Below are 14,664 nucleotides of genomic sequence, written 5' to 3'. Positions count from 1 at the left end.
GCGGCTGCTCAGGCACCGCCGGTCCGCGGCCGGACGACCGCGACGGGGCAGGTCGCGTGGTGCAGGACGCCGTGACTGACCGAGCCGAGCACGGCCGAGGCGAACCCGCCCAGCCCGCGCGAGCCCACCACCAGCAGGTCCGCCGCGGCACCGGCCGCCGCCAGCACGGCGACCGGATGCCCGGCCTGCCGCACGTCGACGATGTCCACGTCGGGATGCCTGGCCCGCCACGGCTCCAGCCGCTCGGCCGCCTCGCGGACGTCCTGCTGCGGCGAGTACCCGTACCGGGAGAAGGCCGGCGTCCACGGCACGTGGACGACGAGCAGCGGCACCCGCCGCGCCCGGGCCTGCTCGACGCCGTACCCCATCGCGGCCTCGGCGTGGCCGGAGCCGTCGTGGCCGACGACCACCCGGCCGTGCCGCACCGCGGACGGCCCGCGCACGATCACGACGGGCCCGGCGGCGTGCCCGGCCACGGCCAGGCCGACCGAGCCCAGCACCATCCCGGCGAACCCGCCCAGCCCCCGGCTGCCGAGCACCACGCTGTCGGCGGACGCCGACTCGCCGATCAGTGCCTCCACTGCGTTGCCGGGCAGGCGCCGGGTGGCCACCTCGATGCCGGGCGCCAGCTCACGGGCCCGCGCCGCGGCCGTCTCCAGCGCCTCGGCGCAGCACGGTGTGCCCGCGCCCCCGTAGGGCCACTGCTCGCACACGTGCACGACGCGCAGCTCCAGTCCTCTGCGGCCCGCGTCGGCGGCGGCCCACTCCACCGCCGCCATCGCGGGCCCGGATCCGTCCACGCCGACGACGACGTGTCGCGTCATCACGCGCCTCCTCCGCTCGTCCCCGCGTCTCTCCCTGCCGTCCCGGCGGATCCTCGCGGCGTCGCCGGCGGGAAACCCTCGTGCAGCGCGGCCACCGGCCGGGCCTCCACCACGACGTGGCACCGCCAGCCCGCGTCCGACCGCTCGATCAGCACGTCGTCGGCGCGGGGACCGGCGGCGGGCATGCGCCGCAGCTGCGTGCCCGGGACGAGGAGCAGGGTCGTGGTGACGCCGCCCTCGTCGTCCTCCTTCATCAGCACGTCGGCGGGGACCAGGCCGCGCCGGGCCAGTTGGGCGACGGCCCGGCCCAGGACGTGCGCGAGCAGCTCACGGTCCGGGAGCGCCTCGACCCGTTCGACGTCCTGCTCGCAGGGCGGCGCGCCGCCGGGCCGCACCGCGTCCCGTACCAGGCCGCGCACCGCCTGCGCCATGCACTCGGCCCTGCCGGGCGCCCAGGCGTCCAGGATGATCCGGCCGTTCGCGTAGCGGGCGCGGCAGCCCGCTCCCTCGTCCTCGTGTGTCATCTCGCCTCCATGGCACGAGCCTCCGCGATGGGGCCGCTTCCACGATCGGCGCACGAGGCAAGGGGAGGGTAGGGCTGAAAGTCCCCGCCGGGCGGCGGGCCCGCGCCCGCTCAGGTCCACTTCCTCCGTCCGGAGGACTTTGGCCCCTGTCGGGCGGGAATTCGCGAGCGCACCGTCGAGGCATGGCACGCAAATCCCGTACGCAGCCGTCCCGCGACCGGGAACTGCTGCGTCAGATGCTGCGCATCCGCCGCTTCGAGGAACGCTGCGTCGAGCTGTACAGCGGCGAGAAGATCCGCGGCTTCATGCACCTCTACATCGGCGAGGAGGCCGTGGCGGCGGGCGTCTGCCACGCGCTGACCCCGGAGGACACGGTCGTGTCCACCTACCGTGAGCACGGCCACGCCCTGGCCCGCGGCGTCCCCGCCAAGACGATCATGGCGGAGATGTACGGCAGGGTGTCCGGCACCAGCCGGGGCCGTGGCGGCTCCATGCACATCTTCGACGCCGCCCGCCGCTTCTACGGCGGCAACGCGATCGTCGGAGGCGGCCTGCCCCTGGCGGTCGGGCTGGCCCTGGCCGACAAGCTGCTCGAGCGCCCGCGCGTGACGGCCTGCTTCTTCGGCGAGGGCGCGATGGCCGAGGGCGAGTTCCACGAATGCCTCAACCTGGCCTCGCTGTGGCGGCTGCCGGTGCTGTTCGCCTGCGAGAACAACCAGTACGCCATGGGCACCGCGCTGGCCCGCTCCCAGGCCGAGACCGACCTGGCGCTGCGCGCCGCCGCCTACGACGTGGCCGCCTGGCCGGTGGACGGCATGGACGCGCGCGCGGTCGCCGACGCGGCCGGCAAGGCGTGCGAGGCCGTCCGCGCCGGGGCCGGGCCGCACTTCCTGGAGCTGCGCACCTACCGCTTCCGCGCCCACTCCATGTACGACCCCGACCGCTACCGCGACAAGGCCGAGATCGAGCAGTGGAAGCACCGCGACCCGCTCGACGTGATCGAGCTGCCCGGGCCGGAGACGGCCGAGCTGGAGAAGGAGATCGCCCAGGAGCTGGACGAGGCGATCGACTTCGCCGAGCGGGCGCCGCTGGAGCCGGTCGAGGAGCTCACCCGCTTCGTCTACAGCGAGGTCTGACATGACCACCTACCGGGAGGCGATGCGCGAGGCCATCAGTGAGGCCCTGCTCGCCGACGAGCGGGTCTTCCTCATGGGCGAGGACGTCGGCATGTACGGCGGCTGCTTCGCGGTCAGCCTCGGCCTGCTGGAGAAGTTCGGGCCGGAGCGCGTCCGGGACACGCCGCTGTCGGAGTCGGCGTTCGTCGGGGCCGGCATCGGCGCGGCCATGGGCGGCATGCGGCCCATCGTCGAGATCATGACGGTGAACTTCAGCCTGCTCGCGCTCGACCAGATCCTCAACAACGCCGCGACGATCCTGCACATGTCCGGCGGCCAGTTCAACGTCCCGCTGGTGATCAGGATGACCACCGGGGCGGGACGCCAGCTCGCCGCCCAGCACTCCCACAGCCTCGAAGGCTGGTACGCCCACATCCCCGGCCTGCGCATCCTGGCGCCCGCCACCGTCGCCGACGCCCGCTGGATGCTCGCGCCCGCCCTGGCCGACCCGGACCCGGTGCTGATCTTCGAGCACGGCTCGCTCTACAACGTCCCGGGCGAGCCGGGCACGGAGAAGGTGGACATCGTCAGCGCCGCCGTCCGCCGTCCCGGCCGGGACGTCACGCTCCTCGCCTACGGCGGCACCCTGCACAAGGCGCTGTCGGCCGCCGAGGAGCTGGCCGGCGGCGGCATCGAGGCGGAGGTCGTGGACCTGCGGGTGCTGCGCCCGCTGGACGAGGCGAGCATCGTGGCCTCGGTCGCCAAGACCCACCGGGCGGTCATCGTGGACGAGGGCTGGCGGTCGGGCAGCCTGTCCGCCGAGATCGCCGCCCGGCTCGCCGACCGCGCCTTCTACGAGCTGGACGCCCCCGTGGAGCGGGTCTGCACGGCCGAGGTGCCGATCCCGTACGCCAGGCACATGGAGGAGGCGGCGCTGCCTCAGGTGCCCGCCGTCGTCGAGGCCGCGCGGCGGGCGGTGAGCTCGTGATGGCCGAGTTCCTGATGCCCTCGCTGGGCGCCGACATGGAGACCGGCACGGTCACCGAGTGGCTGGTCAAGCCCGGGGACACGATCGTCAGGGGCGAGCCCATCGCGGTGATCGACACCGACAAGGCCACCATCGAGGTCGAGTCGTTCCACACGGGCGTGGTGGAGAGGCTGCTGGTCGGCCTGGACGAGCGCGTGCCGGTCGGCACCCCGCTGGCCGTGATCAGCGAGAAGGTCGCGCCGGCCGCCCGCCACCGGGCACCGGCTCCCCCGGCACAGGCTCCCCCGGCCGGGGCGGCACCCGTTCCCGGGCCGTCGCCCGAACACGTCCCCGCCATGACGCCGCTCATCCGCCGCCTGGCCGCCGAACGCGGTCTCGACCCGGCCGCCGTGCACGGGACCGGGCCGGGCGGCCGGGTGACCCGCGCCGACCTCGAACGCGCCACCGCGGGAGAGCCCGCCGGAAAGCCCGCCGCACCCTCGGCCGCGCCCCAGACCCGGATTCAGAAGACCCGGATCCAGAAAACCCGGGCCCAGGTCCCTGCCCCGGCCCGGATCAAGGCCTCGCCCCTCGCCCGCCGCCTCGCCGCCGAGCTGGGCGTCGACCTGAGGACCGTCACCGCGACCGGCCGCACCGGCGCGATCCGCGCCGACGACGTCCGCAGAACCGCGGCCGCGCCCCCCGCGCCCACCGCGGCCGCCCGGGCGCGGCCCCGACCGGGGATGCGCCAAGCCATCGCCCGCGCGATGAGCCGTTCCAAGCGCGAGATCCCGCACTACTACCTCACCGCCACGACCGACCTGAGCGCCGCCCTGACCTGGCTGCGCGAACGCAACCGGCAGCTCCCCGTGCCCCGGCGCATCCTGCCCGCCGCGCTGCTGCTCAAGGCCGCCGCCCGGGCCGTGGCTGAGGTGCCGCAGCTCAACGGCTTCTGGCGGGACGACGCCTTCGTCCCCGGCGAGGCGGTGCACCTGGGCGTGGCCATCTCGCTCAGGGACGGCGGCCTGATCGCGCCCGCCCTGCACGACGCCGCGAACCGCGACCTCGCCGACCTCATGGCCGCGATGAAGGACCTGGTCGGCCGCGCCCGTACGGGCCGGCTGCGCGGCTCGGAGATGACCGAGGCCACGATCACCGTCACCAACCTCGGCGACCAGGGCGTCGAGTCGGTGCACGGCGTGATCTACCCGCCGCAGGTCGCCCTGGTCGGGTTCGGCCGGATCTCCGAGCGGCCGTGGGCGGTCGGCGGCCTGCTCGGCGTCCGCCCGCTGGTCACCGTCACGCTCGCGGCCGACCACCGCGCCAGCGACGGCTACACCGGCGGCCGGTTCCTGACCGCCGTCGACCGGCTGCTCAACCACCCGGAGGAGCTATGACCCCGCAGCAAGCGACGGAGATCGTCCAGGACGCCCTCCTGCAGATCGCGCCCGAGGCCGACCTCGCCGCCCTCGCCCCGGACACGGACTTCCGCGACGCGCTGGAGCTGGACTCGCTGGACTTCCTCAGCTACGTCGAGGTGCTCAGCGAGACCGGCGGCGTGCGCGTCGACGAGGACGACTACCCGAAGGTGAGCACCATCGCCGGCGCGGCCGCCTTCATCGCCGCCGCCGGGCCGAGGTGAGCGCGCGGCCACCGGCCGTCGCGGTCACCTGGATCCGCCGTCCTCCAGCGTGGAGGTGTCCCCTTCCGGCAGCCCCAGCTCGCGCGCCTTGAGCAGGCGGCGCATGACTTTGCCGCTGCGGGTGTGCGGCAGGTGCTGGTCGAAGGCGATCTGCTTCGGCGCGACCGCGCCGAGCCGTGTGCGAGCGAACGCGACGAGGTCCCTGCGCAGGATCTCACCCGGCTGGTAGCCGGGTTTGAGCGTGACGAACGCCTTGACCAGCTCGCCCGCCACCGGGTCCGGCGTGCCGATCACGCCCACCTCGGCCACCGCCGGGTGCTCCATCAGCACCGACTCGACCTCGAACGGCCCGATCAGGTGGCCGGCGGACTTGATGACGTCGTCGGCGCGGGCGACGAACCAGAAGTAGCCGTCCTCGTCGCGGCGGGCCACGTCGCCCGACAGGTACCAGCCGCCGGCGAACGCCTTCGCGTACCGGCCGGGATCGCCCAGGTAGCCGCGGAACATCGACGGCCAGCCCGGCCGCAGCGCCAGCTCGCCCTCCGCGCCGGGCTCCGTCACGACCGTCACCCGGCCGTCCGTCACCCGGGCACGGCCGTCCTCCCCCCGCTCCAGCAGCGCCGCCGTGATGCCGGGCATCGGGCGGCCCATGCTGCCGGGCTTGATGTCCATGGAAGCGTAGTTGCTGATCATGATGGCGCCGGTCTCGGTCTGCCACCAGTTGTCGTGCACGGGCAGCCCCAGCGCGTCCTGGCCCCAGAGGACGACCTCGGGGTTGAGCGGCTCGCCGACGCTGGCGATGAAGCGCAGGTGCGACAGGTCGTACCCGGCGGCGAGTTCCTTGCCGTGCCGCATGAGCATGCGCAGCGCGGTGGGGGCGGTGTACCAGACCGTGACGTGCTGCTCCTGGAGCGTCCGGTACCAGCGGCGGGCGTCGAACTCGCCCGCGTCGGTGACCATGGTGACGCCGAGCGCCAGCGGGGCGATGACCCCGTAGGACATGCCGGTCACCCAGCCCGGGTCCGCGGTGCACCAGTAGACGTCGCCGGGCCGCAGGTCGAGCGCGTAGCGGGCGGTCGTCAGGTGGGCGGTCACCGCGCCGTGCACGTGCACCGCGCCCTTCGGCTTGCCGGTGGTGCCGCTGGTGAAGTGCAGCAGCGCCATGTCCTCGGCCTGGGTTGCCGGGATCGTGAACGCGGTGCTCGCCGCCGCCATCAGCCCGGCCAGCGGCAGCGTGCCCTCGGGCGCCGGGCCGTCGCCGGTGACCAGCACGTGTTTCAGGCCGGGCAGCGCGTCCCTGATCGGCGCGATCTTGCGGGCGTACAGAGCCGGCGTGGTGACCAGGACCCGGCCGTCGCCCAGGTGCAGCCGCTCGCGGATCGGCTCGGGGCCGAAGGCGGAGAACAGCGGGGCCAGCACGCTGAGGTTCTTCAGCGTGCCGAGCACGGTGACGTACAGCTCGGGGACCCGGCCGAGCAGGGTGAAGACCCGCTCGCCCCGGCCCACGCCGAGCGCGCGCAGCACGTTGGCGAAGCGGGCGGTCCGCCGGTGCAGGTCGAGGTAGGTCAGCTCGGTGAGGGTGTCGTCCCTGCCGATGCAGCGCAGGGCCACCCGGTCCCGGGCCGGGGTGCCGAGGTGCCGGTCGACCGCCTGCCAGGCGATGTTGACGCCGGTGGCCGGGGGCCAGGTGAACGTGCGGCGCGCGGTCTCGTAGTCCGGCAACTCCGGCGGCACGGCCGGATGGCGGGGCTTGTGAATGATCATGATGTCACCGTCCGATCGGAGCATCCTCAGCGCACACCCCGCGCCCCACGCCGCCGTAGAGGCCAAAGGCCCCTTCCCGCCGCTGATCCGCCCGCGCCGCGTACACCGTGATGACGTCGAACACCGCGGAGAAGATCGCGGACGCCGCGCAGGCCGTCCTGGTGAGCGAGGGCGCCGCGGCCGTGACCATGCGGCGGGTGGCCGGCCTGGCCGGCGTGTCCCCCATGGCGGCCTACAAGCACTACCCGAACCGCCAGGCGCTGCTCGACGGGGTGGCCGAACGGGCGTTCCGCGCCCTCAGCGAGGGCTGGGGCAACCGGGCGCCGGACGGCCCCTGGGAGGCACGGGTGCTCGGCCTCCTGACGGACTTCCTGGACTTCGCCCTGGGACAGCCGCATCTGTACACGTTCCTCATGACCGATCGACGCGAGCGGGCCCGGCGCTTCCCTGACGGCTTCGAAGGCGGTGGGTCGCCGTTCGGCAAGCTCGTCACGCTGGTCGAGGAGGGGATGCGCGACGGGCTCCTGCGCGAGGACGACCCCCTGGAGGTCACCCTGGCGCTGACCTCGCCCGTCCAGGGGCTCGTGCAGCTCCACCTCGGCGGCCGCGTCGGCCTGGACGAGGACGGCTTCCGCCGGTTGTGCGAGCGCACGGTGAGGAGGATCTTCGATGGCGTCCGGATGTGAACGGCGCTGGACGAGACGGGCGTGGACGGCGGGCCTGGCCCTGGTCGTCGTCCTGGTCGTCGTCCTGGTCATGGCGGCGGCAACGCCACGGTACTCGCCGTGCGGGGCGACCTGGTGACGCTCGCGCGAACGCCCGAGACCGCCAAGCCGGGCACGTACTGGCTCGAATGGAGCGGCTCGTACGCGATGCTCGGCGACGTCGTGTCCAGCGCTCCCGGCCGGGTGACGCCTGCCGGCGATCCCGAGGTGGCGTGGGGAATCGGCTACACCGGGTGCCCACCGAGCTGGGGCCCGCCCCCGCCTGGTACGTGCCCGGCAAGGGCGCCACCTGGGTCGTCGCCGTCCACGGCCGGAACGGGCGGCGCAAGGCCGAGCTGAAGATCCTGCCCGTCGTGCACCGGCTCGCGCTGCCCTTCCTCGACATCAGCTACCGCAACGACGAAGGCGCGCCGCCCTCACCCGACGGACTGCTGCACCTGGGCGACTTGGAATGGCGCGACCTGGAGGCCGCCCTGCGCCAGGCGCAGAGCATGGGGGCGCGGCGGTTCGTCCTGTACGGCACCTCGATGGGCGGTCAGGTCATCGGGCAGTTCCTGGGCAGGTCGCCGGCCGGCCTGGTCGGCCAGGTGATCATGGACGCGCCCATGATCGACGTACGGACGACCGCCGCCCCGCGTCCGGCCGCCCCTTCTGCTGATCCACACCGTCCCCGACGCCGAGCATCCGATCCAGGAGGCGCGGGGTCTGGCCGGCGCGGGCAGGCGTCTGGGGTGGCGGATCCAGTTCGAGCCGTTCGCGCAGGGCGAGCACACGGAGGCGTGGAACGTGGACCGCCCGCGCTACGACCGGCTCGTCAGCCGCTTCCTGTCGCAGGACGCCCCCTGACGAGGCCTCCGGCGGCATTGTCGCGACTTTCGCCTCTACCTGACCTGTCCGCTGCTCCGTGCAATGAAAGCGCTGCGCCCGCCTCCGGCGAGCCCCGCAAGCAGGGAGGTCAGGAGATGGCGGTTCCCAACGGCGTCATCGGCATCGATGAGCCCGCCTTGGTCCGGTACATCGAGCTCGCCGACCGCTGTGCGCACGACCAGCTGTTCCATGGGAAATTCCACGTCGAGGACCTGCACCTGGGCTTTCTGACGGACATCGCGTACGAGTTCGCCGAGCCCCCCAGCGTGTCGTTCAGCGAGGCGACATTGGGGGCCGTGCTGCAGATCCGCGCGGATCAGGTCGCCGTGGCCCTCCACTACTCCGGCGGCCGGGATCCGACCGCCCTCAAGGCGGCGTTCAGGGCCGGCCTCGCGCTCGCCGTCGACCCGGACGGCATCGTCAGCCCCCGTCTGGAGAGGCTGACCATCGGCGTCAGCGACGAGCCGGCTCTCTCGGAGATCCTCGACAAGGCCCTCGCGCCGTACCTCGCCGACCTCATCCGGACCTCGGTCCTCAAGCCCATCAAGATACCTCCGGTCGGCCACGGCCACTTCTGGATCTCTCCCCCTGCCCTGGCCTCGGGCATGGGAAGGTTGCTGGTCACGACAGCGGTCGCGCCGAAGTCCGCCGGCCCGGCCCCGCTCGACGAGGAATGGCCGGAAGGACGCCTGTTCGCCGGAGCCGACCTGGAGCTGCTCGGCAAGCTGGTGGACGAGCTCGTCCCCCTGATCGACCCGGTCAGCGGCACCTGGTCCAGGACCGTCCGGCTCCTGATCGGTCAGATCACCCTCAAGGCCGCGTACGAGGGGAAGGTCACCGGCATCACCCTCGGTCTCGTGCCCGGGCACACCGGCGAGATCCGCGGCACGATCACCACGGAGGTCCGCGCCCGCCTCCGCGCGAAGAACCTGGGATCGTGGTCGGCCTCCGGCTCGCTCACCGGGACCGTCCGGGGCCGGGCGGAGGTCTCCGCGGCGAACGAACTGCGGGCACGCCTTACCGGCGTCGAAGGCTTCAGCGCGAAACTGGACTTCGGGAACACGCCACGCTGGCTCGACCGGAGCCTCAGCGAGTTCGTCGGCGCCTTCCCGACGATGCTCTCCGACGCGCTCTCGGCGGTCCTGTCCAAGCGGCAGCCCCTCACGATCGGGCGCATTCCCACGTTCGTGTTCTCCGCGGGCGGCCGGCGCCTCGTCGTCGGCGTCAAGAACGCCGGACTCACCGAACGGCGGACGGCGGACGGCGGATCGCTGCTCACCATCAGCGGCGAACCGGACGTCCGCCTGCTGGCCCCGCCCGAGTGACACACCAGGAGGTGTGCCGTTTTCCCGCGACCCTGCGAGGATCCGGGCCGTACGCGCCGTCCCGGCAGCCCCCTGCGACTCCAGAGCTCCCGCGGGCCCCGGACACGAAGCCGCGTGCCCGTACATACCAGTCAGGCCCAACCAGGCCGCAAGAGGTGATCCGCATCCTGCCCGCATGCGCATCGACAAGATCAGCCGGTCGGCGGCGGCGCTGGCCGTCACGCTCACCGCCCTCACCGCCGCGACCGCCCCGGCGCGGGCGGCGGCGCCGCTCGCGCTGAACACCGACTTCAACGGCGACGGCTACAACGACCTGGCCGTGGGCAGCCCCGGCTACCCCGGGCCGTGGACCAGCCGCCACAGCGGCCTGATCGCCGTCCTGTACGGCGGCCCCGGCGGGTTCACCGGCGTGGAGCGCCTGCGTCCCGAGAGCGCCTGCTACATCCCGCCGTCCGGCGAGTGCCGGCAATGGGGCACGGCGCTGGCCGCGGGAGACCTCGACGGCAACGGCCGGCCGGACCTGGTCTCCACCGGCAGCGCGGACCTGCAGACCTACTCCTGGTCGCAGACGTACGGCATCACCCGTCAGCATTACCAGAGCGAGACGTACCGCTCCTCGCTGAGCGTGGTCCAGGAGGACGCCGACCCGAAGCCCGACGTCCTGGGCATCTACCGCGACCCCAGCAACGGCTGGCCGAGTCTGGGCGGCCGTCACAACGGCAACGCCTTCGAGCTGTACAGGACCAGCCCGACCCGGGATCTGACGGTCTCGTCGGCGGTCTTCGGCGACATCCACAACGACGGCATCGCCGAGGCCATGGTGATCGGCACCGACCGCGCCGCCGCCGACAACCCGTACCTGTGGTACCTCGACGACCTCCGCAACCCGTCCGCCAACCCCTTCGTGATGGGCGGCCCGCAAGCCTGCGCCTTCCCCGAGACCAGCACCCTGGCCTGCCCGCGCAACGACTCCAAGCTGGCGCTCGGCGACGTCAACGGCGACGGGCACCGCGACCTGATCATGGTCACGCCCAGCACCGGCACGATCAACGCCTGGTACGGCGACAAGTACGGCGGAGGCATGTACCGGCCCGGCTTCAGCGCCCGCAACCTCACCTGGCTCCAGACCACCGCCGCGACCCTGACGACCCTCGCCACCGGCGACTTCGACGGCGACGGCGCGGCCGAGCTCGCCGTCGGCATGCCGGGCGCGGAGGTGTCGGGCCGGTTCCTGGCCGGGGCGGTCGCGCTGGTCCCCGGCTCCCCGTCCGGCCCGGTCGTCTCGGCGACGCGGATCATCAGCCAGGACGGTGTCGCGTCCCCGGGCGGCGCGCCCGCCGCCGACCCGATCGGCGAGCAGTCCGTGGCGGAGGACCTCATGGGCTACGGGGTGTCGATCCTCGACCTCGACGGCGACGGCAAGGGCGAGCTCATCGCCGGCGTACCCGGGAAGAACGAGGGCCGGGGCATGCTCGCGATCATGAAGGGCACGGCCGGCGGCGTCCCGTCCACCGCCCAGCTCGTCCGTGCCGAGGACATCGGGCTGACCGCGGCCTCCACCCGCCTCGGCGCCGTCATCCTGCACTGACAGGCCGCGCCCGCGGCCGGCGCCTCGGGCTCTCCTGAAGCCGCTCCGGGCCCTGACTCTCGGTTGGTCGTGGCTCGGCGGCCGTTGCGCGCCGGGGGCGGCGTTCGCCCGGGTCAGGTGCCGTACAGGGCGGCGGCGGTGTCGTCGGCGAGGTGGCCGACCGCGGCCATCGCGCCGAAGGCCAGCAGGTAGACGGTGCAGTGGTCGCTGAAGCGGCGGTCGGTGGCCCGCCAGGCGGCCACGTCGGCGTCGGTCAGGTCCTGCGGCGCCAGCGCCGTCAGGATCGCGGCCCGGGCCCCGGCGCGGTCCTGCTCGGGCAGCCCGTCCAGGGCCTGCTCCAGCCAGGGGCCGCGGGCCCGGCGGCGGCCCCGGTGCGCGGCGACGGCCGTGGTGACGGTCGCGGCCGCGGCGGGGCTCAGCAGCCCCGCGCCCTGCGCCGCGCCGGCGGCCAGCGCGGCGTAGGCGGCCCCGATCGGCCGGCCGGCGGCCCAGGCCGGCTCCTGCCCGGCGGGCAGCCCCTTCAGCAGCGGCAACGTGGCCCCGGGTGCCAGCGGCTCGCGCATGCCCCGCAGCACGGGCGCGCCGTCGAAGGCGGGCTCGTCGCCGGGGTCCATCGAGCCGGGAGTGAGCCCGGCGGGCAGCATGGCCGCGGCCATCCGGTTGACGAAGTGCCCGAACAGGGCGGTGCCGAGGTGTTCGGCGGCCTGCGCGGCCGGGAACGGCGCCGCCACCGGCCCCGTCGCGGTGGCCCTGGCCCAGGTCAGCAGCGCCGCGTGGCGCGGATCGGCGGGCGGGCGGCCGTGCCCGGCCGCGTCGGCGAGCTCGTCCTCGCCCAGCAGCCGCAGGATGGCGAGGAACGCCTGCACGTCGTAGTCCAGCTCGTTGGCCTGGGCCACGCCGAGCGCGACCAGGGCCTTGTCCAGGACGGGGACGTCACCGGCGAGCTGCGCCTCACGCATCAGCGACCAGCCGGCCGCCATCAGCTCCGGCGCGGGCGAGGTCATCAGCACGGCCGGGCCGATGCTGCTGAACTCGGCCTCGACCTGCGCGTAGACCTCGGCGACCAGGCCGGAGGCGGCGGCGCGGGGAACGGGGGTGACGTGACGGACCAGGGTCGGCATGGGAGTTCGCCTTTCCACGGCGCTGGAGGTGACGGGACCTCGATCGTGGCGGGCGGGCGGCGGTGGCGTCGTCGTCCGGCCGGAGGCAGTGCGTCGTGCGCCCGCCGTGGTACGGCCGGTCCCGGCTACGACGGCGGGCGTAGGAATGTCGTAAGGACTTCTTAAACGCCCTGCGGCAGGCTGCGAGCACGTCAGGAACGACGCAGACAGCAGCAAGGAGTGGCGAGATGGCGAGCAAGCTGGTCGTGGGGGCTTTCGTGTCGCTGGACGGCGTGATGCAGGCCCCGGGCGGTCCGGGCGAGGACGACTCCAACGGCTTCAGGCACAGCGGATGGCTGCCGCCGTTCGTGGACGAGGGGTTCAACGAGATCATGGGCGAGGTGTTCGAGCGCGCCGACGGGCTGCTGCTGGGCCGCCGGTCGTACGACATCCTCTCCTCCCACTGGCCGGACGTGCCGGACGAGGAGGGCGGCGCGAAGATCAACAGCATGCCGAAGTACGTGACGACCCGCACGCCCATGACGGCCACCTGGCGCAACACGCGGGTCCTGGTCGGCGAGGCGGCCCGGACGGTCGCCGACCTCAAGCGCGAGACCGAGGGCGAGCTGCTGGTGCAGGGCAGCAGCGACCTGATCGGATCGTTGCAGGAGGCGGAGCTGGTGGACGAGTACCGGCTGCTGATCTTCCCGGTGGTGCTGGGCGAGGGCAAGCGGCTGTTCGCGCCGGGCACGACGCCGGCGGGGCTGAGGCTGACCGGTTCGCGCACCACCGGCGCGGGCGTGGTGTACGTGAGCTACTCCTGGGCGGGCAAGCCGTCCTACGGCTCGGTCGCCTGACGGCGCGGGCACGCTGCGCGGCAGCGGGCCCCGGCGCGGAGGGGGCGCCGGGGCCCGCCGGTCCGCCGGCGGTCAGGCGAAGGTCACCGAGCGGACGTAGACGCGTTCGGTGCGGCGCCAGCTCTCACCGGCGGGGAGGTTGAACAGCGGGTCGGTGCAGTGGTCGGACATCCACAGCGAGACCGTCCGGTCGGTGTGGTTGGCGACCGCGGGCGAGGCGTCGGGCAGCCGGATGCACCGGCCGGAAGGCGGGTTGAACAGCCGCAGCATCCGCCCGGCCCCCGTCTCGAAGAAGAACTCGCCGGTGGCGGCGTGGGCGGCGGGCGCGGGCAGCAGCGTCAGGGGCAGGGCGAGGGGCAGGGCCGCGAGGGCGGCGAGCAGGTGGCGCATGAGGTCTCCTTCAGGTACGGGTGAGCTCGATCTGCGTCAGGCAGTCGGCGTCGGGGGTGAGGTCGGAGGTGTGCAGCACCTCGCGGGTGCCGATGAACGCGCTGGCCGCGAAGCGGGCCAGGTCGGCGCAGCCGGCGGGCTCGAACGCGGCGGTCGCGCCGGGACCCACCCGGCGCTGGCCGAGCATCCGCACGGCGGGGTCGGAGCGGGTGGTGTAGGCGACCCGGACCTCGTCGAGCCCGAACCCGGAATGGTTGATCACCTCGATCCGGTAGGGCCGGTCCGCCGCGTGCGCGGGGGTGGGGGCGGCGGGCGGGCAGACGGCGCCGACGACGGCGGTGGCGGCCAGGGCGAGCCCGGCCGTGGCCCGCCTCACCGGGCGTTCCCGGCCAGGGCGCCGGTGCGGTCGCCGATGGTGATGACGTCGTTGCAGCCGATCGGGTCGCCGTCCACGTCGCCGGTGGTGAACAGGCGCTCGCCGCCGACGAGGCCGCTGACCGCGTACTGCCGGACGTCGCCGCAGGGGCCGAGGTCGAAGGAGACGACGGTGAACGGCGGGACGCCCGGCCGGCTCATCAGTTCGGGGGCGGGGTTGCTGAAGCGGCTGACGGCCAGGACCATCTCGTCGAAGCCCTGGCTGGAGTAGTTCTGCACCTCCACGACGTAGTTCTGGTCGGCCCTGGCCGCCGCCGCCAGCGCGGGCGGTGCCACGCCGGGCAGGACGGCTGCCGGCAGGGCGAGGGTGAGGGCCAGGACGCGGCCGCGGGCGCGTGACAGGAAACTCATGATCGTCCCCTCGGGGAGCTCTTGACTGGAACGCTCCAACCGTAGGATCGGGGCCCCGCTCGCGGACATCCCCAGGTTTCGGGGGTTGCCGGGCGCGGCAGCACGACGAATGCCGTCCGCATGGGACAAATGCGCGCGCCAAATCGCTCCGGGACCGGACCTGAATGAATGAGCCCCGCTGTGGACATTC

17 protein-coding genes are annotated in these 14,664 nt (G+C 73.8%); 10 read left to right on the top strand and 7 right to left on the bottom strand.

The window, feature by feature from the left end; all coding sequences use genetic code 11:
* Positions 1–8 precede the first annotated feature (8 nt).
* Positions 9–824 (bottom strand): universal stress protein, encoded by an 816-nt coding sequence (locus tag MF672_RS31645; RefSeq protein ID WP_242382106.1) that lies wholly within the window; start codon positions 822–824, stop codon positions 9–11.
* Positions 824–1,348, bottom strand: coding sequence for a hypothetical protein (locus MF672_RS31640; RefSeq protein WP_242382105.1), 525 nt, complete (start codon positions 1,346–1,348; stop codon positions 824–826). The genes MF672_RS31645 and MF672_RS31640 overlap by 1 nt, the downstream gene beginning before the upstream one ends.
* A gap of 182 nt (positions 1,349–1,530) precedes the next feature.
* On the opposite strand from MF672_RS31640, the gene pdhA reads away from it, so the two are divergent.
* Genes pdhA through MF672_RS31620 form a run of 4 tightly spaced genes read left to right on the top strand, consistent with a single transcriptional unit; the run spans position 1,531 to position 5,072 of the window.
* Positions 1,531–2,484, top strand: a complete 954-nt coding sequence (gene pdhA, locus MF672_RS31635) for a pyruvate dehydrogenase (acetyl-transferring) E1 component subunit alpha (RefSeq protein ID WP_242382104.1) — start codon at positions 1,531–1,533, stop codon at positions 2,482–2,484.
* Between the two features lies 1 nt (position 2,485).
* Positions 2,486–3,451 (top strand): alpha-ketoacid dehydrogenase subunit beta, encoded by a 966-nt coding sequence (locus MF672_RS31630; RefSeq protein ID WP_242382103.1) that lies wholly within the window; start codon positions 2,486–2,488, stop codon positions 3,449–3,451.
* On the top strand, positions 3,451–4,827 hold the full coding sequence (locus MF672_RS31625; protein ID WP_242382102.1) for a dihydrolipoamide acetyltransferase family protein: 1,377 nt from the start codon (positions 3,451–3,453) through the stop codon (positions 4,825–4,827). The genes MF672_RS31630 and MF672_RS31625 overlap by 1 nt, the downstream gene beginning before the upstream one ends.
* Entirely contained in the window at positions 4,824–5,072 is a 249-nt protein-coding gene (locus MF672_RS31620) for a phosphopantetheine-binding protein (protein WP_242382101.1), read from the top strand. The genes MF672_RS31625 and MF672_RS31620 overlap by 4 nt, the downstream gene beginning before the upstream one ends.
* A gap of 24 nt (positions 5,073–5,096) precedes the next feature.
* On the opposite strand, the gene acsA is transcribed toward MF672_RS31620, so the two are convergent.
* The gene (acsA, locus tag MF672_RS31615) at positions 5,097–6,836 is read right to left on the bottom strand and encodes an acetate--CoA ligase (RefSeq protein ID WP_242382100.1); all 1,740 of its coding nucleotides are present in this window, start codon (positions 6,834–6,836) and stop codon (positions 5,097–5,099) included.
* 110 nt (positions 6,837–6,946) lie between these two features.
* Here acsA and MF672_RS31610 point away from each other — a divergent pair, with 110 nt between their 5' ends.
* The 5 genes from MF672_RS31610 to MF672_RS31600 all read left to right on the top strand — a co-directional run bounded on the left by MF672_RS31610 (position 6,947) and on the right by MF672_RS31600 (position 11,341).
* Entirely contained in the window at positions 6,947–7,522 is a 576-nt protein-coding gene (locus MF672_RS31610) for a TetR/AcrR family transcriptional regulator (RefSeq protein WP_242382099.1), read from the top strand.
* A complete protein-coding gene (locus MF672_RS51530; RefSeq protein WP_302893315.1) occupies positions 7,506–7,640 on the top strand; it encodes a hypothetical protein in 135 nt (44 codons plus the stop codon). The genes MF672_RS31610 and MF672_RS51530 overlap by 17 nt, the downstream gene beginning before the upstream one ends.
* Entirely contained in the window at positions 7,622–7,900 is a 279-nt protein-coding gene (locus MF672_RS52525) for a DUF8805 domain-containing protein (RefSeq protein WP_507161379.1), read from the top strand. The genes MF672_RS51530 and MF672_RS52525 overlap by 19 nt, the downstream gene beginning before the upstream one ends.
* A complete protein-coding gene (locus MF672_RS31605) occupies positions 7,831–9,753 on the top strand; it encodes an alpha/beta hydrolase (RefSeq protein WP_247815510.1) in 1,923 nt (640 codons plus the stop codon). Before MF672_RS52525 ends, MF672_RS31605 begins: the two co-directional genes overlap by 70 nt.
* A gap of 175 nt (positions 9,754–9,928) precedes the next feature.
* Positions 9,929–11,341 carry an FG-GAP repeat domain-containing protein gene (locus MF672_RS31600; protein WP_242382097.1) on the top strand — a complete coding sequence of 471 codons (1,413 nt, stop codon included), beginning with the start codon at positions 9,929–9,931 and terminating at the stop codon, positions 11,339–11,341.
* Between the two features lie 113 nt (positions 11,342–11,454).
* Here MF672_RS31600 and MF672_RS31595 read toward each other — a convergent pair whose 3' ends face one another.
* Complete coding sequence (locus MF672_RS31595; protein ID WP_247815509.1) at positions 11,455–12,462, bottom strand: carboxymuconolactone decarboxylase family protein; 1,008 nt, start codon at positions 12,460–12,462, stop codon at positions 11,455–11,457.
* 227 nt (positions 12,463–12,689) lie between these two features.
* On the opposite strand from MF672_RS31595, the gene MF672_RS31590 reads away from it, so the two are divergent.
* Positions 12,690–13,298, top strand: coding sequence for a dihydrofolate reductase family protein (locus tag MF672_RS31590; protein WP_242381357.1), 609 nt, complete (start codon positions 12,690–12,692; stop codon positions 13,296–13,298).
* A 72-nt stretch (positions 13,299–13,370) separates the two neighbouring features.
* Here the strand turns inward: MF672_RS31590 and MF672_RS31585 are convergent, their stop codons facing one another.
* Genes MF672_RS31585 through MF672_RS31575 form a run of 3 tightly spaced genes read right to left on the bottom strand, consistent with a single transcriptional unit; the run spans position 13,371 to position 14,474 of the window.
* Positions 13,371–13,688, bottom strand: a complete 318-nt coding sequence (locus tag MF672_RS31585) for a hypothetical protein (RefSeq protein ID WP_242381358.1) — start codon at positions 13,686–13,688, stop codon at positions 13,371–13,373.
* A 10-nt stretch (positions 13,689–13,698) separates the two neighbouring features.
* Positions 13,699–14,064 (bottom strand): hypothetical protein, encoded by a 366-nt coding sequence (locus MF672_RS31580; RefSeq protein WP_242381359.1) that lies wholly within the window; start codon positions 14,062–14,064, stop codon positions 13,699–13,701.
* Positions 14,061–14,474 carry a hypothetical protein gene (locus MF672_RS31575; RefSeq protein ID WP_242381360.1) on the bottom strand — a complete coding sequence of 138 codons (414 nt, stop codon included), beginning with the start codon at positions 14,472–14,474 and terminating at the stop codon, positions 14,061–14,063. Before MF672_RS31575 ends, MF672_RS31580 begins: the two co-directional genes overlap by 4 nt.
* Positions 14,475–14,664 lie beyond the last annotated feature (190 nt).

The organism is Actinomadura luzonensis (assembly GCF_022664455.2).
Taxonomy (GTDB): domain Bacteria; phylum Actinomycetota; class Actinomycetes; order Streptosporangiales; family Streptosporangiaceae; genus Nonomuraea; species Nonomuraea luzonensis.
Note: the sequence above shows the minus strand (reverse complement) of the source record. Positions and strands in the feature narration are given on the sequence as shown.